Below are 23,307 nucleotides of genomic sequence, written 5' to 3' on the forward strand. Positions count from 1 at the left end.
ATACGTTTCCTTACTTACCCTGTAAGCAAGGAAGCCACCTCCTACTAAATTTATTCAAACGAAAAAGCTCTTCTTATCATCTTACAAGTTTCTACATTTGCCATCACCTTTTTATACATTATATGCATACACAAAGAGGATAATTATATTTATGATAATATAATTATCTTCTTTCCGTCAAACAGGAATAATTAAAAAAAACAGACATTTTTCTCCCTTTTTAGAAATATCTATATCCTAAAAAACTAATTCTCGTGAAAAAACACTTTCTTTGCCGATTCCTCACTTCTTTTGTCACCCATGCAGGGAAGAGGCTTAATACCTCGAAATCATTCAACAGGATATATATAGGAGGGATTTACCTTGGAATATAAAACACCCATTATTGCAAAGAAGTTAGGTGTTAGCCCAAAGGCAGTAGTTCGGATTGCACAACAATTGAATCTCAATATAGAAAAAAACAAATACGGTCATTTCATTTTTACTCAAGACGACTTAGATAAAATGTTAGAATATCATCGTTCACAAATAGAACAAACATCATATTCAACTACAGAACCATCAATTGATTTTGAGAAATTTGTTACACAATTAAATACAATTACACACCGCTTAAATCGTATAGAGGAAAAAATGCAAGATAAGGCAGATGATGTCGTCAATTACCAATTGCTACAACATCGCAGAGAAATGGAAGAAATGATGGATAGAATTCAAAAATTAGAAGCTGTCCTTGAGAAAAAAGAACCGATTTACATCACACCTGATATCACGTCAACATATGAACGAGAAGAAAAACCGAAACGTCGTAAAATGATTTTAAGTATATTCGGATTTTAGTTCTTTTCCAATCGTGTGTTCGCGCATGATAATTGACTCCCCCCTGGTCAAATATCATGCGCTTTTTTATTTATACAAAAAGGATGTCTCATTACAAGACACCCTTTTTGTTATGATAACATCATATTCATATCTTCCGCTGCAGTTGTAATAAGTTTTAAACCAAATGTTTCTTGCAATACATCAAGCACACCAGGTGAAATAAATTCAGGTGCCTTTGGACCAATACGAATATCTTGAATCCCAAGACTAAATAGTCCAAGCAAAATTGCAACCGCTTTTTGTTCAAACCAAGATAAAACAATACTAACTGGCAATTCATTCACTTCACATTGAAAAGCATCAGCTAAAGCCGCTGCTATTTTTATTGTAGAAATAGAATTATTACATTGTCCTAAGTCAATGTACCGTGGGATTTCCGTACCTGGTACAACACCATAATTCACATCATTAAAGCGGAATTTCCCGCAAGAAGTTGTTAATATAACAGTTTCTTGTGGAAGTGACGTTGCTAATTCACGATAGTACTCTCCACCTTTACCTGGGGCATCACAACCTGCGATGACAAAAAAGCGCTTAATTTTACCTTCTCTTACCGCCTGGGTGATTTCTGGTGCTAATGATAAGACTGTATTATGATGAAAACCTGTTACTAGCTGTTCATCCGACTCCATATGTACTTCTAGAAGCTCTAGTGCTTTTTTAATCAATGGTGCAAAATTATCATCTTCAATTTTCCGTACACCCTCAAGGCCGGCAATATCATATGAGAAGAATCGATCAGAGTACGACCCTTTAATTGGCATAACACAGTTCGTTGTAGCCAATATCGCGCCGGTAAACTTTTCAAAGAGACGTCGTTGATCATACCATGCCTTACCAATGTTCCCTTTTAAATGTTGATATTTTTTCAGCTGTGGATATCCATGTGCTGGTAGCATTTCTGAATGCGTATAAATATTTATTCCTTTTCCTTCTGTTTGCTTTAATAGTTCCTCTAATGCAAATAAATTATGGCCAGTAACAACGATTGCCTTCCCTTCTACACGATTTTGTGTAATTTGAACAGGTTCTGGAACACCAAAATGATTCGTATGTGCTTCATCTAACAACTCCATCACCCGTAAAGCTGATTTCCCAACTTTCATAGCCATATCAATATGTTCTTGTTCATTAAAGTTAGAATTCGTTAATGTCATATATAACGCTTCATGAGTTGTAGCGTCCACAAATGGATCTGTATATCCTAGCTGCGCAGCATGGGTACGATAAGCAGCAATTCCTTTTAATCCAAATACAATTATATCTTGTAAACTTGCAATTGTTTCATTTTTACCGCAAACACCTATTACTTTACATCCACCTGTTGGCGTTTGTTCACATTGATAGCAAAACATAACATCCCATCCCTTCTCAATTCATTATTACAAATTAAGCGTAATGTATATTGAAAGAAAAGGATGTGATATCAGTCACAATAATATCTAAAAATTTGTGACCTTTCAATTTGTTAACATAATATTTTTACTGTATTCTTTAATGAGTGCTTGCGCATGAGCATTACCTTGTATCACATCTCGAAATTCCTTTAGTGAGTACAAATGTGTTAATCCTTTCCGAGCATGAATCCGAACAGGTACCCCTTGCAATGTATCATGAAAATGAAACGGGTCATCAATTGGCTCAATTGGAAAACCAAGTGTAAGTAAATACATATACATTCTTTTTGTAACAACAGCAATATACCACTCAGCTTTCATTTCTAAAGCATGTATAAATAAAATAGCAGTTAACCTTTTGAAATGTCCTCTTCCGCGCGACGTTTTCACAATACTTAACTTCCCTATTTCATAAACATTTTTTAAACCTTTCACTAACTCATTTTCAGAAAACGGATAGAAAAACTCAGAATTAGAATGTTCAGGTGTCGTATATCGAATACACTCTACTGTACCAATAGAATGCCCACCTTCTATTAATAAAAATCGTGATGGATTTAAATTACGTTCTACAAACATTAAATCTCTCTCTTCACAAAAATCTCCCCACAGTTGCTCGAACCAAAAATGTTCTTCTTTTGTTTGAACACGCTGGAACATATTTCCCCGCCTTTCCCATCGCCGTTCTACGTTTGATAACGCTTTCACCATCTATCATATAAGAACAAATCCCCGCATGCAACTAAAAGTGTTTACTAAATTAATACATTCTATAAAATAAGGAGATCTCCTATTCAAGTTTTAGATTTATGTTAAATTTTTACAAAATCCAAAAAATATTTTACATGTATCAAAATGATATGAAACAGTATACTTCTCCCTACTCATAATAGTTTATGTCTAACTAGACATATAAAGTACAAGAATTCCATTCACCTACACAAAAAGAAACCCTTTCCACAAAGGAGGATTTCTTTTCATGTTCCAATATTTTTTAACCACTTCTCAAAAATTTGCACAAGTCCGTGTTTTCCAGCTAATTTTTCTTCTCCTTGCTTCGTTTTATATGGATATAATTGCAAAAAGACTCCGCAACCTGCTTCTATTTTCTTCCCGTGCATATGACTGCCTGGGTAGACACAAATCACTTCATGAATCGCCCTTCGGCGAAAAATACGTTTTCCATCTTGTTCTTCTACATATTTAATAGACCAATATTTGTACATTTGCTCTGTTGCTTTTGTATTGCCAATAGGCTGAAAAATATTAAACATTGGGCTATATTTCACCTCAATAATAATAGACGACTGATACTCATAACGTTCCCCTTGCTTCACATAACAATCTAAACGAATGTCTGGCTTTTTCGTATCTTCTCCATTATAGAAATGACTGCCTTTACTAAGTGCGATGAGCGGATGCGTTTCAATAAGGTCATTAAACGCTACATGAATTTGGATATTTTCACGATTTAAAACAATTGTCGTGCCGTCTTGTAAACCATCTAAATAAAAATAGGTTTGAATTTGTTCGCGTAATGGAATTTCATCTTTAAATTCTAACTGCTGCAATATAGAAATGATGATAAAGAATGCATAATACTCATACACTAAAAACGTTGGTTTATACACAAATAATAAAGCTGGAGATTGTTCATTATAACGTTGTAGAAACTCTAAATGATATAATAGTTGCCGATGCGTAACGGGTAAAGCATGCATAGTTATATTTGTTTTTTCAGAAACCCCTCTCCAGAATGGAGAATTTAACAAATTTCGAAAGAATAATACAGCTTGATGTACAATGTGATTTAAAATTTTATACTCTTGTATTTTCACAGATGCTTTCCGCAAGTCTGCCTCTTTCAACAAATGGATATTCCGATATTTTTGCTTCTCCCTGTCCGTCACAGATCCGTTTCTTTCAATGGTTTGCATAATTGTTTTCACAGATTGGTATTCCTCTTTTTTTGTATGCGTTGCTCGTTCTAGTATTTCGATTGTCTTTTGTAAGAAAATCTGCGCTTCAAGCAAATATTCATAAAATTGTTTCGTTGTAAATTTTAGAAAAGCATTCTCTAAACTATCTGTTTGTTCTATAAATCTGCGATTATAATACTTGGCACGAGGTTTTTTCTCGCTCATTATCACACTTTTCATCGTCGCTTTTCGTTCTCTTATTTCCCACTCATATCTATCCATATACCTTGTGTTCTCTTCAACCTTTTTATAAAGCTGTTTTATTTTTTTCATTTTTTGTGGCAGCATTCGAAGTAGCATTAAATATGAAGAATCTTCAATATCAATTAGTGTTGAGAATGTCTGTTTATAATAACCACGATCTAACATAATTTCATTCAAAATTGACTTCACATAATTTTGAATCGTTTCAAATTGATCATCCAAAAAATTTTTAGGAACAATTTGAAACGCTCCATAATATACATCTTCTTCCACTTGCACTTCAAAATGATACAAACCACAGCGCCAGGGATAAAAATAATCGGTTTTTCCATGTTCATATAATAATACTTTTTGTTTTTTTTCATGCAATTCATATTGCCATTCTTTCTTATCTTTTTGTCCTTCATACACCTTATTCCATATAAAAGTGACACGAACCGGTTTTTGATAATGTAAAATCAAACGTAATGCTTTTAATTCTTGCACTTTATAAATACAATGTATCATTGTTGTTGTGTGTTTACAAAGGCGATTCAAAAATACAAATTCTCCCTTTCCTTCTGTTCCAATAATTAATTTTAATACAAACGGGAGCTTATCTTTTGTGTCTACAATTTCCGTCTCGTACTGCTCCTCATTTCGCATACCCATACAACTCCAATTCACGCCGTTTTTGTCTTATATAAGCTAGAGAATGTTCGAATGCGGAGACACAATTCGCAAGTGGAGATTGCAATAATGCTACTAGCGATAACCCTTTCTTTTCATCTTCACGAAGAAGTGGACCAATTGTCATTTCTGTACCACGTAATTTTGTTAAAATACGTTGTTTTACTTGTAAATCAAAACCTTCTTCTCGGCTAATCATATAAGATTGATTATCTTTTTGGGGAATGTTTTGCAAATAAGTTGCAATCGCAGCAGCACATCGAAAAGAAACACCTTTCGATGCGTCATGTGATGAGATTAAGCCATGTAATTTATCTAATAGTTCTAACTCTTCTTCAGAAAACACATCAATCATCTCTTTATTTCGTAACCAATTCATACGAAATTCTCCTGTTGTTACTTGTAGGGGCGGGATTTGTGTCCCTTTATTTTGCTGCATATTGATTTCACAAAATGGAATTTTTTGAAGTGTAATAAGATTTGCTCGATCCAATAAGCGATCCGATAACTCTTTCGTTGTTTCATCAAAATTTACAGTACCGATAAAAATAATATTTTCACCAATTTCAATTTTGGATGGAACTATATTTTCTATCTCATTCCCTTCCTCATATAAAGAAAGAATACGATTTTTCTTTTCTAATTGAAGAATAGATAAAAATGGTGTAAACCAATGTTCAATATGTGCCATATTCATTTCATCAAACACAATCATATAAAGTTGATTCGGATTTTCATATGCTTTTAATAATGTTCGAATTAACTTCGTTTCACTTTCGATATATGTTCCATTTGGATGAAGATAGCCTAGTATATCGTGTGGTTCTTGATAAGATGGAGAAATTGGAATCCATAACAATTCTTCCCCGTACGTTAATCCTAATGCTTCTGCATATAGCTGCACCAAACGTGATTTTCCGATTCCTGGGATACCAGCAAGAATTGTTAACAGATTTGTTTTTACGCTAATATGAAAATTAAAAATATCCGTCACATCTAAATACAAGCCTTTATTATTGATTAAGTCCTGTACATACTGTATAAATGTAGATTCACGCTCATTCCATTCTGGTTCTTCTTTTTGCACTTTCACGTCTACTACTTCCACCCGTTTTCCCTCTTCTGTAATTTTCTTTAGAAGCTGATCATACATACTTTCTTGTACAAAATACAAATGATCATCCGCTACTTCTATATACTTGGTCCAATCATCAATCTCGATATATTTACATTCCTTTTTCTGTTCGCAATATGCTATTGAACTAATAGATGATTTCAGTGATAAATCCCCATATAACCTACCTTCAAACCATAACAACTGCGGTACTTCGAAATCGTGTGGAAATTTAGGAATAAGAAAAGACAAGTATCCATTTCCTAGCTTTCGCTCTAAAGATTCTCTCTTTTTATATCCTACTAATCTTGGCGAAGGGATGATCTTATATGCATCCGCAATTTCCCGTTGCTCTGTACATATTAATTCAACGTACAAATTCCCTCTCTCATAATAAAGGCGAAACAATACCAATTGTTTTCCTAACTTTTTTTTCTTCAAATCCGAAAATATTCTCTCATTTCTTTTATTGGTATATAAGCCTTCAAACAAATATACTTCACCTTCAAATTGCGATTTCAAAATTGTAGGGATTTGTGAAAGACATTGCACAGAAAAAGTATCCTTTTTCTCCTCCTCACCTTCAACAAACTTTCCAAGAAATCTCATGTGATACATACGTTTTATAAAACTTGGGTGGAGAGCTTTATGTAGTTTCAATGCTACTCACCTTCTTTTTTCATGCTGTTCTTATTGTATGAACTGCAAAAGAAAACTAGAAACAAAAAAACCTGACATACTCCGTCAGGTTACAAAAAGTAAAACTTATATTAGTGAGAAGGGAAAGCTTTTTTCTCCTGCATAATAGCATTGTGAGCAATTTTCATTTTAGCAAGTACGTATCGAAGTTTATCCTCAGCATTTTCATCTTTATTATGTTTCAGGCTTGCTAAAGTCTCCACAGAACCAGCCAAATTTTCAATTGCCCCACGTAGTTCGGGATGATGATTAAAAAATGACTCTTGCACTAATACTTTTCTCAAATCACTTGCCAATTCCATAATTCTTAACAGTTGTTCTTTCTCTTCCATTCTCATCCCTCCTAAACATCTTATATATTAGATATTCTGTGAATAAAATAAAATTCCTTGTATCCAAAGAAAAAAGTCCTACAGGAGGACTTTTTTACATTTTTATATTACCTGTTACAAGCATATAAAGCGATACTGCTGCCGCAATCACGATTACAACCATGACATATCTCTCCATGCCAGAAAAACAGCGATTTCCTTTTTCTTTTCGAGCAAACATATAAACAACAAGTCCAATACCATATACGATTGAGACAAGTAATAAGTTTTTTAAGCCTGCTGCATAAATCAACCATACGGAATATAACGAGGCAATTAAAGCGAGCATTCCATTTTTTAGTCTCGCGTGTTTTAGTTCCTTCGTTACGACTAATTTCAACTGATAAAGCGCTGATAATAAGTACGGAAGTAAAATAGATGTAGACGCAATAAAATACATCATTTGATACGTTGATTCCGAAAACAGAACGATAATAAACAAGGTTTGTGCAACACCATTTGAAATCCATAATGCAGCATGCGGTGTCTGTTTTTTATTTGTCTTCGTAAAGGCTTTCGGAAATACGCCATCTTTCCCTGCCACATGTGATATTTCAGATACAAGTAAGAACCAACCAATTAATGTCCCGATAAGTGAAGCAATTAATCCTATGTTAATTGCAAAAGCTCCCCATGATCCAACAACATGTTCTAATACATGTCCCATAGACGGAGTTTCTAAAACTGAAAGTTCCTGTCTTGTCATAGCCCCCATTGAAAGAACTGAGATTAAAATATAAATGGACATCACTAAAATTAGCCCAAATACTGTTGCTTTTCCAACATCACGACTTCTTTTAGCTCTTCCAGATAACACGACCGCTCCCTCTACACCTATAAATACCCAAAGTGTAACAAGCATCGTATTTTTCACTTGACTAAGTACAGAAGAAATAGAAACTGTTCCCTCTCCCCAAAAATCATGTGTAAATGTATCCCAGCGAAACGCTGTAACCATAACTACAATAAACAATAAAATCGGAACTAACTTTCCAATTGTTGCAATAAAGTTCATGATTGATGCCTCACGAATTCCAATTAAAATTAGAAAGTGAAGCGTCCATAATAAAAGAGATGCACCTACGATGGAAGCGACGTTGTTTCCTCCTTTGAAAATAGGGAAGAAATATCCAAGCGTACTAAATAATAGCATAATCGTTGCTACGTTTCCTAAAATACCTGCAAGCCAATATCCCCAGGCGCTGTTAAAACCAACATATTCACCAAATCCTGCACGTGCATAACTATAAATACCACCTTCAAGCTCAGGCTTTTGTCGTGCTAATGTTTGATATACAAGCGCAAGAGGGATCATTCCCAGTGCCGTAATACACCACCCAATTATTGTTGCACCACTATTTGCGCCTACTGCTAAATCATGCGGTAAACTAAAAACACCACCGCCAACCATTGTTCCTACTACTAATGCGATTAATGGAAAAAATCCTAATTTCTTTTCTATCGGTACCACCCCATCTGTCATTCTAGGTGTTATGTTTATCCGTTCTACTATTAAAGTCACCTTTTTCTCTAATAGACGTTTCTATTATATTTTTGCAGGAAAACATTACTTATTCTAAAAGAAAATGAGCAAAAAGGGAATACTTTTTTGAAAAAATGTATAAGTATGCACAAAAAAAACCGTTCATTTTATTATGAACGGTCAATTTCCAATCGTTAAATTGTATATTTTTTGTAAATATTAATGAATCAATCCCTCTTTTTCTAAAAATTTTCTCGCTACTTTTTCTGCACTTTTACCATTTACATTTACTTCATAATTCATTTTTCTCATATCTTCATCTGATATTTTCCCAGCAAGTTTATTTAATGTTTTTTCAAGTTCAGGATATTTATCAAGCGTTTCTTTTCTTAATAAAGGAGCCCCTTGGTAAGGTGGGAATAACCCTTTATCATCTTCTAGTACCTTTAGTCTATATTGTTCAAGTTCACTGTCAGTAGAATAAGCATCAATAACACTAACCTCTCCCGATTCAATTGCACCATATCTCAACTTCGGCTCCATTGTTGTTACGTTTGCAATATGAAAATTATACAACTTTTGCATCCCTTTATAACCATCTTCTCGATCTGCAAACTCTAACGTAAATCCAGCCTTAACATTTGCTGCAACATTTCGCAAATCTGAGATTGTTTTCACATTATACTGCTCTGCAACATTCTTTGGCATTGCAAGTGCATATGTATTGTTATATTCCATTGGCTGTAGCATCACCATATCATATTTCTTTTCCATGCCTAGGCGCGCTTGTTCATATACTTCTTTACGATTTGTACTTTTTGGGTCTTCTTTTACAAAAGTAGATAAAGCAGTCCCTGAAAATTCAGGATACATATCAATTTCTCCTGATTTTAAAGCTTCAAAAACAAATGCTGTTTTCCCAAATCCCGGTTTCAGTTCTACATCTAAATCAGTATCTTGTTCAATCAGCTGTTTATACATTTGAATTAAAATCTCTGGTTCAGATCCAAGCTTTCCAGCAATTACGATATCTTTCTTTTGTGTATTCCAAAGAAATGGTGCGGCTATAACAACCACTATGATACATATTGCTGGTATAATTCGCTTAGGAGAGCGTCTAGTGCCTTCAAACATCCGAAGTACTCCGTCAAAGAATAAAGCTAACAATGCGGCTGGTACGGCTCCTAATACGATAAGAGCATGGTCATTCCGATCTATACCGAGTAAAATAAGTTTTCCAAGCCCTCCAGCTCCTATTAAAGCAGCTAACGTAGCTGTTCCGACAATCAATACCATTGCCGTCCGAATTCCAGCCATTATAATTGGCAATGCAAGCGGAAGCTCCACTCTCCATAATCTTCTAAAGCTATTCATTCCCATCGCTCTTGCTGCTTCAATAAGCGATGCATCTAACTTACGGATTCCCGTATATGTATTTCGTAAAATTGGTAACAGCGCATATACAACTAGCGCGATAATTGCTGGCACTTTCCCAATGCCGACAAGTGGAATTAAAAGACCTAGTAAAGCTAATGAAGGAATTGTTTGCATAACAGCAGATGTGCCTATAACAAACTCAGCTATACGCTCTCTTCTCGTTAACAAAATACCGAGTGGAACTGCAATCATCACCGCAAAGAATAAAGAAATAAGTGAAATTTGTAAGTGCTCAATCAGCGCACTAAGTAATTCTAGTTTTCGTTCTTGAAACGTTTGTAATAATGCAGACACGATTTACCCCCTCTCCTTCATTTGTTCAGCCAAATATGCCACAATATGACGGCTCGTTAATGTCCCCGCGTATTGCCCATCCCTTTCAATTGGGACAGCCTCTTCTGCTTCCAAACGAATCAACGCCTCTTGTAGTGAAGCGTATATAGAGAGAGGTGAAACATCATTGTCTACTTGTCTACCACTCACAAGTGGCAACACATCTTCAATTGTCTTCCCTTCATACCAAGGGCGAACACGATTTCCAATAAATTCTTCTACAAAATCATTTACTGGGTTATGTATGATTCCTTCCGGTGTATCTAATTGAACAATTTTTCCTTTTCTCATCACACAAATACGATCACCAAGTGTTAATGCTTCTTGCATATCATGTGTCACGAACACAATCGTTTTTTGAATTTTCTTCTGTAATTTTACAATATCCTTTTGCAACTGTTCTCGGCTCAATGGATCTAGCGCACTAAATGGTTCATCCATAAGAACAATTTTTGGATTGGCAGCCAGTGCTCTTACCACTCCCACACGTTGCTTCTGTCCACCAGATAATTCATCTGGCATACGATTCCTATACACATCTGGATCTAATCCAACCATATCAAGCAACTCATCCACACGCTCTCGAACTTTTTCTTTATCCCATTTTCTCATTTCAGGTACAATCGCAATATTTTCGGCGATTGTCATATGAGGAAACAATGCAATTTGTTGCAGTACGTACCCAATATCCCAACGCAGTTCATGAATATTGTAATCTTGAACGTCTTTTCCATCGATAGAGATTGAGCCTTCTGTCGTTTCAATTAAACGATTAATCATTTTCATCGTTGTCGTTTTCCCGCATCCACTCGGACCAATGAGGACAAAAAATTCTCCTTTTTTAATTTCTAACTGTAATGAATCTACTGCTTTTGTACCGTCTTCATATGCTTTTGACACATGATTAAATCGAATCACAAATAAAACTCCCTTATTGTTGTTTCTTTCATTTTGATAGAAACTTGTCTTCTTTTCAAATGATACGCTTTTTATGCATGAAAAAAGAGCCCTTACTTGAGCTCTAACGATCGAATAATAATGTTTTAATAATTGCTGCATATTCACGTATATATGCTTTCTTCTTTGAGCGCCTTGGCGTTGGTGCAGCAAGGGCCTCCATTTGCATTCCTAAACGCTTAGCAATAATTTTTGTTCGATATAGATGATATGTATTACTCACAACTACCGCGTGCGTTACATGATATAAATCAATGCTAAACTTTAGGTTTTCATATGTGCTTGTCGAACGATCCTCAACGAAGATACGTTTCTCTTCAATTCCGTGTTTTATTAAATAATTTCGCATGCTGTGGGCTTCAGGAATATCCTCATCTTCACCTTGTCCTCCAGATACAATTACTTTTGTTTCTGGATGAGAATTTAGATACGCTAAAGCTATATCTAACCGATTTTGTAGAGATAAAGAAGGTTTATCCCCAAATAATTTTGCACCTAAAATTAATACATATGGAGCGTTATCACTTACTTTTTCATAAGCAATTTTTTTCATTCGATATGTCATATACATTATGCATAATGGTGGAAATAATACGATAACAAGTAGTATCCATTTGTTCATATATAAGCTTACACTCCCTTTCCTTATATTATATAGAAAAAGAAAGGGAGACAGAAGTATTTTTTTAGTGACTGCGTTGCCCTGCGTTTTGAGCATTACGCCCTTTTTTAGAAGATGTATGGCACTGAGTTTGATTTCCTTTATGTTTCGCTGAACCTAACGCTTTCGTTTTTCCCATTTTGTTTCACATCCTCTTTTTATATGGTTCCCTTATAGATTTTGTATTTTCTCTCTCGTCATACAATGGATTTATTGGAAGTTTCTCCTTATTTCAAGAGTATATTTTATTTTTGAGGTATCAAGAAAAAGTTAATGATTATGGAGATCTGAATGTAAATTAATAATAAAAAGTTTACATTTGATATATTTATTATATATATAAATTAATATATACATTAATCGCATTAAGAATAGTGTAATATAGTTAATAGGAGATGATTTTATGTTGAAAATAGAACAAAACAAAGTACGTTTAATTTCAGGAATTAGCTTATTAATATTGGTTTTGACTAATTCTTTTATAAAAAGTGATTTTTGGGTCATTTGTATAGATGTCATTTTAGTTTTGGTTAACTTATTTTTATTTATTATCTCTAGAGATATAACAAAAACCAATTTATTTAGAAAAAAAGATAAGTTAGATGAAATAAAATAATTTTGTGTTATTTTTTGATGAAAAGGGAAAATAAATTTTTATTTCTTTTAACATACATGAGATTCTGCAACTTTGATTCTAACTCTATATTATAATTAAATATGTGATAAAACTTATATCTAAAAAGGGGGACGATTCCATTATGTACAAACTCAAAACAACAGAAACCAACAATAGTGTAATCGAATTTATTGAAAATATTGACAGCCTAAAAAAACGAGAAGACGCATATCAGTTATTAGATATCTTTACTGAAACAACAGGTTATCCAGCAAAAATGTGGGGCCCAAGCATAATTGGATTTGGTACATATCATTATAAATATGCATCTGGTCATGAAGGGGATGCTCCATTAGTAGGATTTTCCCCTCGCAAGGCCAAAATTAGTTTATACTTTGCAACTGGTGATCCTAAGCGAGAAGAAATATTAAAAGACTTTGGAAAACACACATCTGGAAAAGCGTGTATATATATTAACAAAGTAGCAGACATTGATATTAATGTTCTAAAAGCGCTAATCAAACAATCTATTCGTTTTTTGGAGGAAACGTATCCAAATCATTAATGTGTGTATAGCAATCGAATGAATTAAGCAACAGGTATTTTGAATACCCGTCAAAATACCTGTTTTTAGGGTTCGATTGCAAATAGATAATAAAAAACAAAACCTTAAAATATACCACTTAAATAGAAAGTGGTATATTCAACTTATTGGGGATATCGGCTTGAAAATGCGGAGTATGCTGTATAGAAAAAGAATATCCTTCTTGAACAAACGATATTTCATTATTATGAAAATGAAATAGTACATCGCTTTGTCTTAGATGCTTCTGAACCATTTGAATAAAATCAAGACTCGGCGTCCCAAATGAAATATGCATCTTCGGCGGCAAAGCTTTCATTGCAATCGGAATCCAAGGTCTCCCCTTCCAACTTGCAACAATATGGGCCGTGCCACCAATCACAAAGTTAAAAATTTCACCATCTTCAAATGTTTTCATGCATAAAGTAGATTTTAACCATTCTCTAAATATAGGTACACTTTCGACTGGGCAACCTATTTCTCTCATATATAAAATGTTTAAAGGTGTATACGGAACTAAAGTACCTTCATCAATATATTTATGTGCAATAATCTCTAGGAGGTTTCCATCCCCATCACGAAAATATAGATTTAATCGACCATCCTCTTCATCAATTTCATGACCATCTTCCCACCTTACAATAAGCAAACCAGATTCTTGGATCCATTTTGCTGCTTCATGAAATTTTGAAAATGATACTTGAAAAGCAAAATGGGCAGGCGAAATTGGCTCATATGCTTCTTCAAAAGATAATGTTACATGTGGCGTTAATCGAAAGCTTATCTGTTTATCCGTTTTTAATAAAATTGGAATTCCGAGGCGTTCTCCATATACTTGTTCTACACCTTGAATAGATACGGTCTGTAACTTCAGCTCTGAAAAATGTGTAATCATCCTCATTCACCACCTTAATTTCAATACGTACAATCATTTTTATTAAAACCTCTCCCTAGTTCACATTACTATGCTGTAAACTCTAGTGATCGGAATCGTTTTCATATTAATGTTAGAGGCAATGGACAATAGACCATTAACCCCTAACAAGTTATCACTCAACACCTAATTGCTTTTTCACTTCTTTATATACACTCATATATGCTTTTAACTCTTTTAAAAGATCATGAATTAACGGTTTTGCATCCTCACTAAGTTCACCATCTTGCACGTATAAACCGTCTAATATAACTTGTTTTGGAATTGCATTCGCATATACGCCTCGTGCGACAATACGCATGCTATTAAGCGCGTTTATCCCACCTTTTCCACCGCCTGCAACTGCCAATAGAGCAACTGGTTTATGAACAAATTCACTGCTACTTAAGAAATCTAATGCATTTTTCAGTGCACCGCTCATTGCGTTATGATATTCTGGTGTACAAAGTACTACCCCATCTGCTTCTTTCACTAAAGTTTTTAATTTTGTTACTGCCTTTAATTCTCGTTGTGATTCTTCTCCATTATATAAAGGCAATTCCTCTACTGCTAGATCATATAATTCCCCTTCAAATTGCTCTGCAATATATTTTGCAATAACACGTGTTCTACCAAATTTACGTGGCGTTCCGTTAATTACAACTAATTTCATCTTTATTTCTCCCCTTAGTTTCAATTTCTATCTCTATCTTATCAGAAAATTCTACACAAAACACAATAAAAAGAGGGAAAAACTTTGAGAAAATAGTATGAAAAATAAAAAAAGAACTCATACTTTCGTATGAGTTCTCGATATATCAATTAATCATTTTTTACAACAGCATGTCCACCAAACTGATTGCGAAGCGCTGAAACAACTTTACCATGGAATGTATCATCTTCTTGAGAACGGTAACGCATAAACAATGACATTGCAATAACCGGAGCAGCTGCTTGTAATTCAAGCGCAGTTTCCACTGTCCACTTTCCTTCTCCAGAAGAATTCATTACACCTTTAATTCCATCTAATTTCGGATCATCAGCAAATGCTTTTTCAGTTAAGTCCATTAACCACCCGCGGATAACCGATCCGTTTGCCCATACCTTTGCCACGTCTTCATAATTATAATTAAAATCGCTTTTATCTAATACTTCAAATCCTTCAGCAATTGCTTGCATCATTCCGTATTCAATCCCATTATGAACCATCTTTAAGAAATGTCCACTTCCAACACGGCCTGCATAGGAATAACCGTTTTCTACTGATAAGTCTTTAAATAACGGCTCTAATCGGTCAAAGATTTCTTTTTCTCCACCAATCATTAAACAAGCACCATAGCGTGCTCCTTCTACACCACCTGATGTACCGATATCTACATAGTGAAGTCCAAAGCTTTTTGCTTCTTCAGCACGGCGTAATGTATCTTTATAGAAAGAGTTCCCACCTTCAATAACGATATCTCCTTTATCTAATAATGGATATACATCTTTTAGCACTGAATCAACAATTTCTCCAGCTGGTACCATAACCCAAATCGTACGTGGAGCTTCAAGTTCTGCTACCATATCTTTTAATGTATTACGAGCATTAATGCCAGTTTGTCCTGCTTTTTCAACAAGCTCTTTATTTACATCATATACAACAACTTCATGCCCATCTTCGTGTAAATGTTCAGCTAATGGGAAACCCATCTTTCCTAATCCGATTAATCCTAGTTTCATATAAATCAAACTCCTATTCTATACAATGAGATTTAATAATGATATAAGCCCAAGAGCAACAACAGATAAAATTGTTTCCATTGCTGTCCATGTTAATAGCGTTTCTTTTACAGTCATTCCAAAGTATTCTTTAATCATCCAAAATCCAGAATCATTCACGTGTGATAAAATGAGTGATCCTGCTCCTGTTGCAAGTGCTAACAATTCAACATTTACCCCCGGGATGCTTGCTGCAATAGGCGCTACAATACCTGCAGCCGTCATCATCGAAACCGTTGCAGAACCAGTTGCAATTCGAATAAGCGCCGCGATGCCCCAGCCTAATAATATCGGGGAAATTTCTGATTCTTTGGCCATTTCCGCAATCGTTGTACCGATTCCTGAATCTAATAGCACTTTATTGAATGCCCCGCCCGCACCGATAACTAAAAGTATATTCGCAATCGGGCCTAAACAATCATTTGTAAATTGTAGCACCTTATCTTTTGAAAACCCTTTTGCATAACCGAGACTAAAGAATGAATAAATCGTCGCAATTAATAACGCAACTACAGGATCTCCAATAAAATGTAACACCTGTGCAAGTTGACTCGATTTTTCTAATGCAATCTCTGCTACTGATGCTCCAAGCATGAGCAATACAGGAAGTAAAATTGTAAATAATGTATTACCGAATCCAGGGAGCTCTTTCTTCGTATCTCGTTCAAGGAGCTGCTCAGCTACATCTACTGGCACCTTTTTATGTATACGAGCACCAATCCATTTCCCATAAATCGGTCCTGAAATAATCGCTGTTGGAAGTCCGACAATTAATGCATATAAAATTGTTTTTCCTACATCAGCTTTAAAGATGCCAACTGCTGCCATTGCTGCTGGATGCGGAGGAACTAATCCATGTACAACAGAAAGTCCTGCTACAAGTGGAATACCAATTGTGATAAGAGAAACTCCTGTTTCTAGAGCAATTGTAAATACAAGTGGAATTAATAATACAAACCCCACTTGGAAAAAGACCGGAATCCCTACTAAAAATGCTACAAACATCATTGCCCAGTGAACACGTTTCGTTCCAAAACGCTCTATTAATGTATTGGCGATTCTTTCAGCACCACCAGACTCTGCCATCATTTTCCCAAGCATTGTTCCTAGTGCTAAAACAATTGCTAAAAATCCCAACGTATTACCAAGACCTAGTTTAATAGAATCGATAATTCCTGGATCTTTTGGTGAAGTAGCAATCAATGGCATCCCCATTGCTAGCCCAACTCCGATTGCTGTTAAAATTAAAGCGACAAATGGATGCCATTTTACTACTGTAATAAGCAAAAGTAGTATGACAACAGCCGCTAGTACGATTCCAACTTCCATTTCTCCCAATCCCCCTATTGTTTACGTTGGAAAGCAGCTATACAATCGAATTCTTCTTTCAAACGATCGTAAAGTCGTTCATACATGTAAAACATTTCTAAATATAAAGCCGTATTTTCTTTATTCGGTACATGATGATGGACAATTTCAATCCACTCTTTCACTTCTTCAAGTGAATCAATCTTCCCTATTGCATATAAAGCAAGTGCTGCAGCCCCAAGTGCAGATGCTTCATGACTTTCTGGAACAAGCAATTCTTTCCCCATCATATCGGATAACATTTGTCTCCAAAATGCTGACTTTGCAAATCCACCTGAAACACGAATTTCAGAAAGAGGCCCCGTCTGATCTCGAATCGCGAGTGCTACGGAATACACACTCATACAAACCCCTTCCATTACAGCACGAATAAAATGTTCTCGTTTATGCTGAAGGTTGATACCAAAGAATGTGCCGCGAGCATTGGCGTTCCAATATGGAGCTCGTTCTCCAGATAAGAATGGTAAAAATAACAAACCGGATGCTCCAGCTGGTACACGTTCTGCATACTGAATTAATAAATCATACGGATCAATTCCCAGTTTTTTCGCTACCTCTTGTTCTGGGCTACCAAATTCATCACGTAACCATCTTAGTAGGATTCCACCATTATTTGTCGGACCACCAACTACCCAATGATCTTCTGTCAGTGCGTAACAAAACGTTCTACCTTTTTCATCAGTATTAATGTTCGATGAAATTGTTCGAACAGCGCCACTTGTTCCAATCGTAATCGCAGCCTCACCAGGTGATACTGCGCCAACACCGACATTTGCAAGAACTCCATCACTTGCTCCAATTACAACTGGAGTCTGTTCATCAACCCCCATTTTCTGAGCTAATTCCGGCTTCATTCCTGATAAAATATACGTAGTTGGTACAGGCACTGATAACTGTTCAGACGAAATATCTAACATTTCTAATACATCTACATCCCAGTTTAATGTTTCTAAATTAAATAACCCTGTAGCTGATGCAATTGAATAGTCAACAACATAGCTTGAAAATAATTGATAGATTACATACTCTTTAATCGAAATGAACTTATGAGTACTTGCATATAATTCTGGTTCTTCTTCTTTCATCCACAATAATTTAGATAATGGTGACATCGGATGAATCGGTGTACCTGTGCGGCGATAAATTTCATGCCCATTCATATGTTGTAGTAGGTTCTCTGATTGCTTCGTACTTCTGTTATCCGCCCAAATAATAGATCTTGTTAGCGGAGAACCTTTTTTATCTACCGCAATTAATGCATGCATCGCAGTACTAATACCGATTGAAGAAATATCTTCCGGTAATACGTTACCCTCTTTAATGGCAACGCTTACAGATTTATATACAGCAGAACATATTACATCAGGATCTTGCTCAGCCCATCCTACATTTGGTTGAATGATTGGATAATCAATTGCATGCGAAGCAACTACTTTTCCTCTCTCTGTAAACACAACCGCTTTTGTACTTGTGGTACCGATATCAATCCCGATTACTCTCCCCCTTGTTTCCATACTGAATCTTCCCTTCATTTCTAGCAAAATCAAATCTAGTAAACCGTTTACATGAATTAGTATATAAAAATTTTTTTCTTAAATCAAGTTTTAAAAAGAAAATTTTTTTCAATATTATCCTCCTCTTCCCTAAATCCTTAGATTTTGAATACAAATTAAAACAACAAATTTGATCATTATTCCATTTAGAATAGATTTTTAAATTTAAAATCAAGTCACCTTTCTGTTACTAACTCTTGTTATTCCAATAATAGTAAATTATAATTAAGGTGTGTATAGTGTGTATGGTGTGTATGTTGCACTATAACAATTTATAATAATGAGGTTGTTTAATGAAAATTATTTTAAGCAGTATATCAGATCAGCCTTTATACCAGCAGATAAAAGATCAGATCAAAACTTCCATTTTCAACAATGAGTTAAAAGAGGGTGAACAACTGCCCTCAATTCGCTCGTTAGCGAATGATTTATATGTAAGTGTCCTAACCACAAAAAGAGTCTATGCAGAACTAGAAGCAGAAGGTTTTATTGTAACTAGAGTTGGCAAAGGATCCTATGTAGCACCTGCAAACTTAGAACTGTTACTAGAATCTAAACGCCACATGGTGGAAGTCAAACTAGTCGAAGTTTGTCAAATGGCTCGAAATTTAGGAATTCATACAGATGATCTTCATTCCATGCTGGATTTAATTTTAGAGGAGGAGAAAGAAAAATGAGCGCTGTATTAGAAGTCAATAATTTAAGTAAAGCTTACGACAGTTTTTCATTAGAAAATGTGACTTTTTCACTAAACAAAGATTGTATTACTGGTTTTGTTGGCACTAACGGTTCTGGAAAAACTACTACAATCAAATTAATCCTAGGTCTTGTTTTAAAAGATTCTGGAACAATTCACTTTTTAGGAAACGATATGAGCAAAAATGAAAGAAAATCAAAAAACAAAATCGGTATCGTGTTAGATGAAGGATACTTCTATGAAGAGTTAACGTTGAAAGAAATGAAGAACGTGATTGCCCCAAGCTATACTGAATGGGATGAAGCCACCTTTTTATCGTACATAGAACGGTTCCATTTAAAGTTAAATCAAAAAATTGCTACCTTATCAAAAGGCATGCGGATGAAATATGCAGTCGCATTGGCACTCTCCCACCACGCAGATTTATTGATTATGGACGAACCAACAAGCGGTCTAGATCCATTGGTACGAAGTGAATTGATGAATATTCTCCTCGATTTTATGAAAGAGCCTGGAAAAAGTGTCTTTTTTTCCACACATATCACCTCGGATTTAGATAAAGTTGCTGACATGATAATCTTAATTGATGATGGTAGAATCTTAGTGAATGAAGAAAAAGATCATTTACTGGATACGCACGCACTAGTAAAAGGAGACAATCAATTTATTAATGAACAAACGCAAAAACTCTTTTTAAGTTTGCATCAATCAAAATATGGATTTGAAGGGATTACGCATCAAAAAGAGGCTGTACGTCGCCTCATACCTGGCGCGCTAATGGAAAGACCAACGATAGAGGACATTATGCTCACTTATATCGGAGGTGGTAACAATGCTAATTAACCTTGTAAAAAAAGATTTGATGCTAGTCAAAAAATCTTTTTTCGTTTTACTTATTTTTGCTGCAATCGCTCCTATTTATCTTTCTTCGCAATTAAAATTTAACGACGGCGGTCTTGTCAGCTTTCTCTTAACAGTGATTTTAGTAGAATATATTTTATTTGGTACAATATCTAGATCCGAAGATACGTATAAAGGAGCGGCTTATCTTTGTGCGACTCCATATACACGAAATACATTTGTAAAAGCAAAATACCTCTTTATTTTTGTGATTTTCATTTGTATCGCCATCATCCGTATTCTAACATCTATTATCATTCCATCAGGCATAGAAAAATTAAGCCTTCATGCCCTGGGAATAACTTTTTTAATTCTAAGCATACTATTTGGAACCCTAATCCCTGTTCAATTCAAATTTGGCTATGACAAAACAAAACTTATTTCGTTTTTTATTATCTTTTTTATATCTTTTACCTTTCCTACTCTTGTAAGGGGAATTCAATCGAATCCTATTAGCTTTTCAATACCATTCCCACAAATGATTCAAGCATGGATTCCTTGTTTCATTTCGTTAGTTATTGGTTTTGTTTCAATGGTTATATCTCTAAAGATATATAGAAAAAAAGATTTATAATTAAGATAACACTAGGAAAATTTACTTAACGTTGTAAATTTTCCTAGTGTTATCCTCTCAACTACTCGCTTTCATTTAATTTCCATAAAACACCTTAAGAATAAATTCTCTATCAGGAACTTGCAATTTTTCATACGATGTTAAAAATTGAGAGTTATCATAGACGTCTTCTTTCAAATTAACTTCAATAGAATTAGATTCAATATTTACTATTGCATATGGTGCAGCTGATTTATTGTTACATCCTAACGATTCAGGATTCAAATAAATTGTTTTATCATCTTTAAAGTAATACACGGGGGGATGATGCCTAAAACAAATGAGATCCTCTTTCCGAGTATGAAATAATGTTTCTAAATTGTTTAAACTCGGATCAACAAAAATAAAAACGGTGCATAGCTACACCGCTTTTAAATTCGCTTCATTGAAATTGTTTCACGTATACTTTGTAAGTTTTGCAACGTTTCTTCTTGTCGTTGTAATGACAATCCTACATATAAAGTATCTAATAAACTGAGCTGTGCTAATCGTGATGAGCTTGCTTCTGTACGAAATTCCGTTTCACGCGTTGAAGTATATAACGTTATATCAGCAAGCTGGCTTAATGCCGATTTTTGATAACTTGTAATTGCAATTATGCGTGCTCCTCTTGCTTTTGCTACTTCTAATGCTTCAAGCAATCCTTTATTGCTCCCAGAATGAGAAATTGCAATCACGACCGCTTCTTTTGTAAGCAAACCAGCTCCCATAATTTGAAAATGTGAATCGACATGCGCAATACACGAAATGCCCGTTCTCATAAATTTATGATACGCATCCATCGCAATAATACCCGAGCCACCATTTCCATAAAACTCAATGCGTTCAGCTGTTTTCAATACATTTATTGCTTCTTCTAATCCTGCACCATTTAATAAATGTAATGTATCTTGTAACCCTGTAATATGCGAATGAAAAACTTTTTTAGCAACGGTTACCAGATCATCTTCTGCAGACACTTCTTCGTGAATATTTTGCATCGGTGTGTGTACAATTTCACGAGCTAATGTAATTTTCAAATCTTGAAAACCTTGAAAGCCGAGGTGCTTACATAAGCGAAAAATAGTTGCTTCTGAACTGCTAGTAACTTCAGCTAGTTCCGTAATTGATTTATGTACAACATCTTGCGGATGTTTAATAATATGTTCAGCAATACTTCGAAGCTTCGGCGATAAACCATTTAATGAAGCCTGAATCTTTCCTATACCAATTTTCGTACCAGGCATGATGTATCTTCTCCTTCCATAGTAGCTTTATCCCGCATTAACGGGCAGTAAGCCTCCCACCTCAACATTCAGCGAAAGCAAAGAAGTAAAGAAGCTAGGTGGGAGATCAACTGTCCGTAAAAGCCCGATTGGTTCAACTAATAATCAGTGGGGATGAAAAACCCCCACTGATTAAAGTTTCACTTTATTGTACCTAATTATTGAAAGAAGAAAAACCTTTATTGGGTATTGTTATGTATTTTTCTATACAACACCATGTTTCACAGCATACAGCGCAGCTTGCGTTCGATCATCTACTTCTAATTTAGCAAGTACGTTTGAAACATGTGTTTTCACCGTCTGTTCCGTAATATGGAGTTCTGCTGCTATTTCTTTATTGCTTCTTCCTTTCGCAATTTCACGAAGTACTTCTTTTTCCCTTTTTGTCAGCATAGATAAACTATCTTGCTTTTCCTCTTTGACTATTGACCGTCCTAACAAGGCAGGAGTGACTTTTGGATGAAGATTTGCATTCCCTTGATATACAGCGATAATGGAAGCAACAAGTTGATCTGGCTGTACTTCTTTTAGTTGATAGCCATCCGCGCCAGCTTCTAGTGCTGGCAAAACGTAATCTTGCTCTGAAAAACTACTTAACATAAGGATTTTAATTGTGGCGTCATATTGTTTTAATCGTTTTGTTGCTTCAATCCCATCCATTTTCGGCATTGATAAATCCATTAATACTACATCTGGTCTTTCTTTTCGAACAAACTCTAACGCCTCTTTCCCATTCTCTGCTTCCCCTATAATTTCAAATTCCTCTTTCGTTTTTAAGAAGAAAACGAGCCCCTTCCGAACAATATGATGATCTTCTACAAGTAATAGTTTAATTTTCAATGAACTTCTTCC

At 35.0% G+C, this 23,307-nt stretch carries 22 protein-coding genes; 6 read left to right on the plus strand and 16 right to left on the minus strand.

What is annotated here, in order from left to right; genetic code table 11:
• Positions 1-363 precede the first annotated feature (363 nt).
• Positions 364-840: a polar chromosome segregation protein gene (locus tag Y7E_RS0102165; RefSeq protein ID WP_017149678.1), complete on the plus strand. Its 477-nt coding sequence runs from the start codon at positions 364-366 to the stop codon at positions 838-840.
• A 110-nt stretch (positions 841-950) separates the two neighbouring features.
• Here Y7E_RS0102165 and hcp read toward each other — a convergent pair whose 3' ends face one another.
• The 9 genes from hcp to Y7E_RS0102210 form a co-directional block, all read right to left on the minus strand.
• The gene (hcp, locus tag Y7E_RS0102170; RefSeq protein WP_017149679.1) at positions 951-2,237 is read right to left on the minus strand and encodes a hydroxylamine reductase; all 1,287 of its coding nucleotides are present in this window, start codon (positions 2,235-2,237) and stop codon (positions 951-953) included.
• 105 nt (positions 2,238-2,342) lie between these two features.
• Positions 2,343-2,939 carry a hypothetical protein gene (locus Y7E_RS0102175; protein ID WP_017149680.1) on the minus strand — a complete coding sequence of 199 codons (597 nt, stop codon included), beginning with the start codon at positions 2,937-2,939 and terminating at the stop codon, positions 2,343-2,345.
• A gap of 317 nt (positions 2,940-3,256) precedes the next feature.
• Positions 3,257-5,107, minus strand: coding sequence for a hypothetical protein (locus tag Y7E_RS0102180; protein WP_017149681.1), 1,851 nt, complete (start codon positions 5,105-5,107; stop codon positions 3,257-3,259).
• On the minus strand, positions 5,097-6,905 hold the full coding sequence (locus tag Y7E_RS0102185; RefSeq protein WP_017149682.1) for an McrB family protein: 1,809 nt from the start codon (positions 6,903-6,905) through the stop codon (positions 5,097-5,099). The genes Y7E_RS0102180 and Y7E_RS0102185 overlap by 11 nt, the downstream gene beginning before the upstream one ends.
• Before the next feature lie 110 nt (positions 6,906-7,015).
• The gene (locus Y7E_RS0102190) at positions 7,016-7,276 is read right to left on the minus strand and encodes a hypothetical protein (protein ID WP_017149683.1); all 261 of its coding nucleotides are present in this window, start codon (positions 7,274-7,276) and stop codon (positions 7,016-7,018) included.
• A gap of 94 nt (positions 7,277-7,370) precedes the next feature.
• Positions 7,371-8,798: an arginine-ornithine antiporter gene (gene arcD / locus Y7E_RS0102195; protein ID WP_026049058.1), complete on the minus strand. Its 1,428-nt coding sequence runs from the start codon at positions 8,796-8,798 to the stop codon at positions 7,371-7,373.
• A 219-nt stretch (positions 8,799-9,017) separates the two neighbouring features.
• The gene (locus Y7E_RS0102200) at positions 9,018-10,529 is read right to left on the minus strand and encodes an ABC transporter permease/substrate-binding protein (RefSeq protein ID WP_017149685.1); all 1,512 of its coding nucleotides are present in this window, start codon (positions 10,527-10,529) and stop codon (positions 9,018-9,020) included.
• 3 nt (positions 10,530-10,532) lie between these two features.
• A complete protein-coding gene (locus Y7E_RS0102205; RefSeq protein WP_017149686.1) occupies positions 10,533-11,486 on the minus strand; it encodes an ABC transporter ATP-binding protein in 954 nt (317 codons plus the stop codon).
• 103 nt (positions 11,487-11,589) lie between these two features.
• Positions 11,590-12,147, minus strand: a complete 558-nt coding sequence (locus Y7E_RS0102210) for a YdcF family protein (protein ID WP_017149687.1) — start codon at positions 12,145-12,147, stop codon at positions 11,590-11,592.
• A gap of 442 nt (positions 12,148-12,589) precedes the next feature.
• On the opposite strand from Y7E_RS0102210, the gene Y7E_RS0102220 reads away from it, so the two are divergent.
• Positions 12,590-12,802 (plus strand): hypothetical protein, encoded by a 213-nt coding sequence (locus Y7E_RS0102220; protein WP_017149688.1) that lies wholly within the window; start codon positions 12,590-12,592, stop codon positions 12,800-12,802.
• Between the two features lie 142 nt (positions 12,803-12,944).
• Positions 12,945-13,367 (plus strand): DUF1801 domain-containing protein, encoded by a 423-nt coding sequence (locus tag Y7E_RS0102225; RefSeq protein ID WP_017149689.1) that lies wholly within the window; start codon positions 12,945-12,947, stop codon positions 13,365-13,367.
• Between the two features lie 118 nt (positions 13,368-13,485).
• Here Y7E_RS0102225 and Y7E_RS0102230 read toward each other — a convergent pair whose 3' ends face one another.
• From Y7E_RS0102230 to gntK, 5 genes are all read right to left on the minus strand, one after another.
• Positions 13,486-14,280, minus strand: a complete 795-nt coding sequence (locus Y7E_RS0102230) for a VOC family protein (RefSeq protein ID WP_017149690.1) — start codon at positions 14,278-14,280, stop codon at positions 13,486-13,488.
• 154 nt (positions 14,281-14,434) lie between these two features.
• On the minus strand, positions 14,435-14,971 hold the full coding sequence (locus Y7E_RS0102235; protein WP_017149691.1) for an NADPH-dependent FMN reductase: 537 nt from the start codon (positions 14,969-14,971) through the stop codon (positions 14,435-14,437).
• A gap of 149 nt (positions 14,972-15,120) precedes the next feature.
• Positions 15,121-16,020: a phosphogluconate dehydrogenase (NAD(+)-dependent, decarboxylating) gene (gene gnd, locus Y7E_RS0102240; protein WP_017149692.1), complete on the minus strand. Its 900-nt coding sequence runs from the start codon at positions 16,018-16,020 to the stop codon at positions 15,121-15,123.
• Positions 16,021-16,038: 18 nt separating this feature from the next.
• Positions 16,039-17,388, minus strand: coding sequence for a GntP family permease (locus tag Y7E_RS0102245; protein WP_017149693.1), 1,350 nt, complete (start codon positions 17,386-17,388; stop codon positions 16,039-16,041).
• Between the two features lie 14 nt (positions 17,389-17,402).
• The gene (gntK, locus tag Y7E_RS0102250) at positions 17,403-18,941 is read right to left on the minus strand and encodes a gluconokinase (RefSeq protein WP_017149694.1); all 1,539 of its coding nucleotides are present in this window, start codon (positions 18,939-18,941) and stop codon (positions 17,403-17,405) included.
• Between the two features lie 332 nt (positions 18,942-19,273).
• On the opposite strand from gntK, the gene Y7E_RS0102255 reads away from it, so the two are divergent.
• The 3 genes from Y7E_RS0102255 to Y7E_RS0102265 are packed head-to-tail and all read left to right on the plus strand — an operon-like array spanning position 19,274 to position 21,151.
• A complete protein-coding gene (locus tag Y7E_RS0102255) occupies positions 19,274-19,657 on the plus strand; it encodes a GntR family transcriptional regulator (protein WP_017149695.1) in 384 nt (127 codons plus the stop codon).
• Positions 19,654-20,520: an ABC transporter ATP-binding protein gene (locus Y7E_RS0102260; RefSeq protein WP_017149696.1), complete on the plus strand. Its 867-nt coding sequence runs from the start codon at positions 19,654-19,656 to the stop codon at positions 20,518-20,520. The genes Y7E_RS0102255 and Y7E_RS0102260 overlap by 4 nt, the downstream gene beginning before the upstream one ends.
• The gene (locus Y7E_RS0102265) at positions 20,510-21,151 is read left to right on the plus strand and encodes an ABC-2 transporter permease (RefSeq protein WP_017149697.1); all 642 of its coding nucleotides are present in this window, start codon (positions 20,510-20,512) and stop codon (positions 21,149-21,151) included. The genes Y7E_RS0102260 and Y7E_RS0102265 overlap by 11 nt, the downstream gene beginning before the upstream one ends.
• 410 nt (positions 21,152-21,561) lie before the next feature.
• On the opposite strand, the gene Y7E_RS0102275 is transcribed toward Y7E_RS0102265, so the two are convergent.
• Positions 21,562-22,416, minus strand: a complete 855-nt coding sequence (locus tag Y7E_RS0102275; RefSeq protein WP_017149699.1) for a MurR/RpiR family transcriptional regulator — start codon at positions 22,414-22,416, stop codon at positions 21,562-21,564.
• Positions 22,417-22,659: 243 nt separating this feature from the next.
• Positions 22,660-23,295, minus strand: coding sequence for a response regulator (locus tag Y7E_RS0102280; RefSeq protein ID WP_017149700.1), 636 nt, complete (start codon positions 23,293-23,295; stop codon positions 22,660-22,662).
• Positions 23,296-23,307: the final 12 nt, after the last annotated feature.

The organism is Bacillus bingmayongensis (assembly GCF_000299035.1).
Classification (GTDB): Bacteria; Bacillota; Bacilli; order Bacillales; family Bacillaceae_G; genus Bacillus_A; species Bacillus_A bingmayongensis.

What these genes read in the sequence shown, in the direction of transcription:
- hcp (WP_017149679.1), bottom strand. Translation starts at nt 2,237, where the DNA reads ATGTTTTGCTATCAATGTGAACAAACGCCAACAGGTGGATGTAAAGTA.
- Y7E_RS0102175 (WP_017149680.1), bottom strand. Translation starts at nt 2,939, where the DNA reads ATGTTCCAGCGTGTTCAAACAAAAGAAGAACATTTTTGGTTCGAGCAA.
- Y7E_RS0102180 (WP_017149681.1), bottom strand. Translation starts at nt 5,107, where the DNA reads ATGCGAAATGAGGAGCAGTACGAGACGGAAATTGTAGACACAAAAGAT.
- Y7E_RS0102190 (WP_017149683.1), bottom strand. Translation starts at nt 7,276, where the DNA reads ATGGAAGAGAAAGAACAACTGTTAAGAATTATGGAATTGGCAAGTGAT.
- arcD (WP_026049058.1), bottom strand. Translation starts at nt 8,798, where the DNA reads ATGACAGATGGGGTGGTACCGATAGAAAAGAAATTAGGATTTTTTCCA.
- Y7E_RS0102210 (WP_017149687.1), bottom strand. Translation starts at nt 12,147, where the DNA reads ATGAACAAATGGATACTACTTGTTATCGTATTATTTCCACCATTATGC.
- Y7E_RS0102220 (WP_017149688.1), top strand. Translation starts at nt 12,590, where the DNA reads ATGTTGAAAATAGAACAAAACAAAGTACGTTTAATTTCAGGAATTAGC.
- Y7E_RS0102225 (WP_017149689.1), top strand. Translation starts at nt 12,945, where the DNA reads ATGTACAAACTCAAAACAACAGAAACCAACAATAGTGTAATCGAATTT.
- Y7E_RS0102230 (WP_017149690.1), bottom strand. Translation starts at nt 14,280, where the DNA reads ATGATTACACATTTTTCAGAGCTGAAGTTACAGACCGTATCTATTCAA.
- Y7E_RS0102235 (WP_017149691.1), bottom strand. Translation starts at nt 14,971, where the DNA reads ATGAAATTAGTTGTAATTAACGGAACGCCACGTAAATTTGGTAGAACA.
- gnd (WP_017149692.1), bottom strand. Translation starts at nt 16,020, where the DNA reads ATGAAACTAGGATTAATCGGATTAGGAAAGATGGGTTTCCCATTAGCT.
- Y7E_RS0102245 (WP_017149693.1), bottom strand. Translation starts at nt 17,388, where the DNA reads ATGGAAGTTGGAATCGTACTAGCGGCTGTTGTCATACTACTTTTGCTT.
- gntK (WP_017149694.1), bottom strand. Translation starts at nt 18,941, where the DNA reads ATGGAAACAAGGGGGAGAGTAATCGGGATTGATATCGGTACCACAAGT.
- Y7E_RS0102255 (WP_017149695.1), top strand. Translation starts at nt 19,274, where the DNA reads ATGAAAATTATTTTAAGCAGTATATCAGATCAGCCTTTATACCAGCAG.
- Y7E_RS0102260 (WP_017149696.1), top strand. Translation starts at nt 19,654, where the DNA reads ATGAGCGCTGTATTAGAAGTCAATAATTTAAGTAAAGCTTACGACAGT.
- Y7E_RS0102265 (WP_017149697.1), top strand. Translation starts at nt 20,510, where the DNA reads ATGCTAATTAACCTTGTAAAAAAAGATTTGATGCTAGTCAAAAAATCT.
- Y7E_RS0102275 (WP_017149699.1), bottom strand. Translation starts at nt 22,416, where the DNA reads ATGCCTGGTACGAAAATTGGTATAGGAAAGATTCAGGCTTCATTAAAT.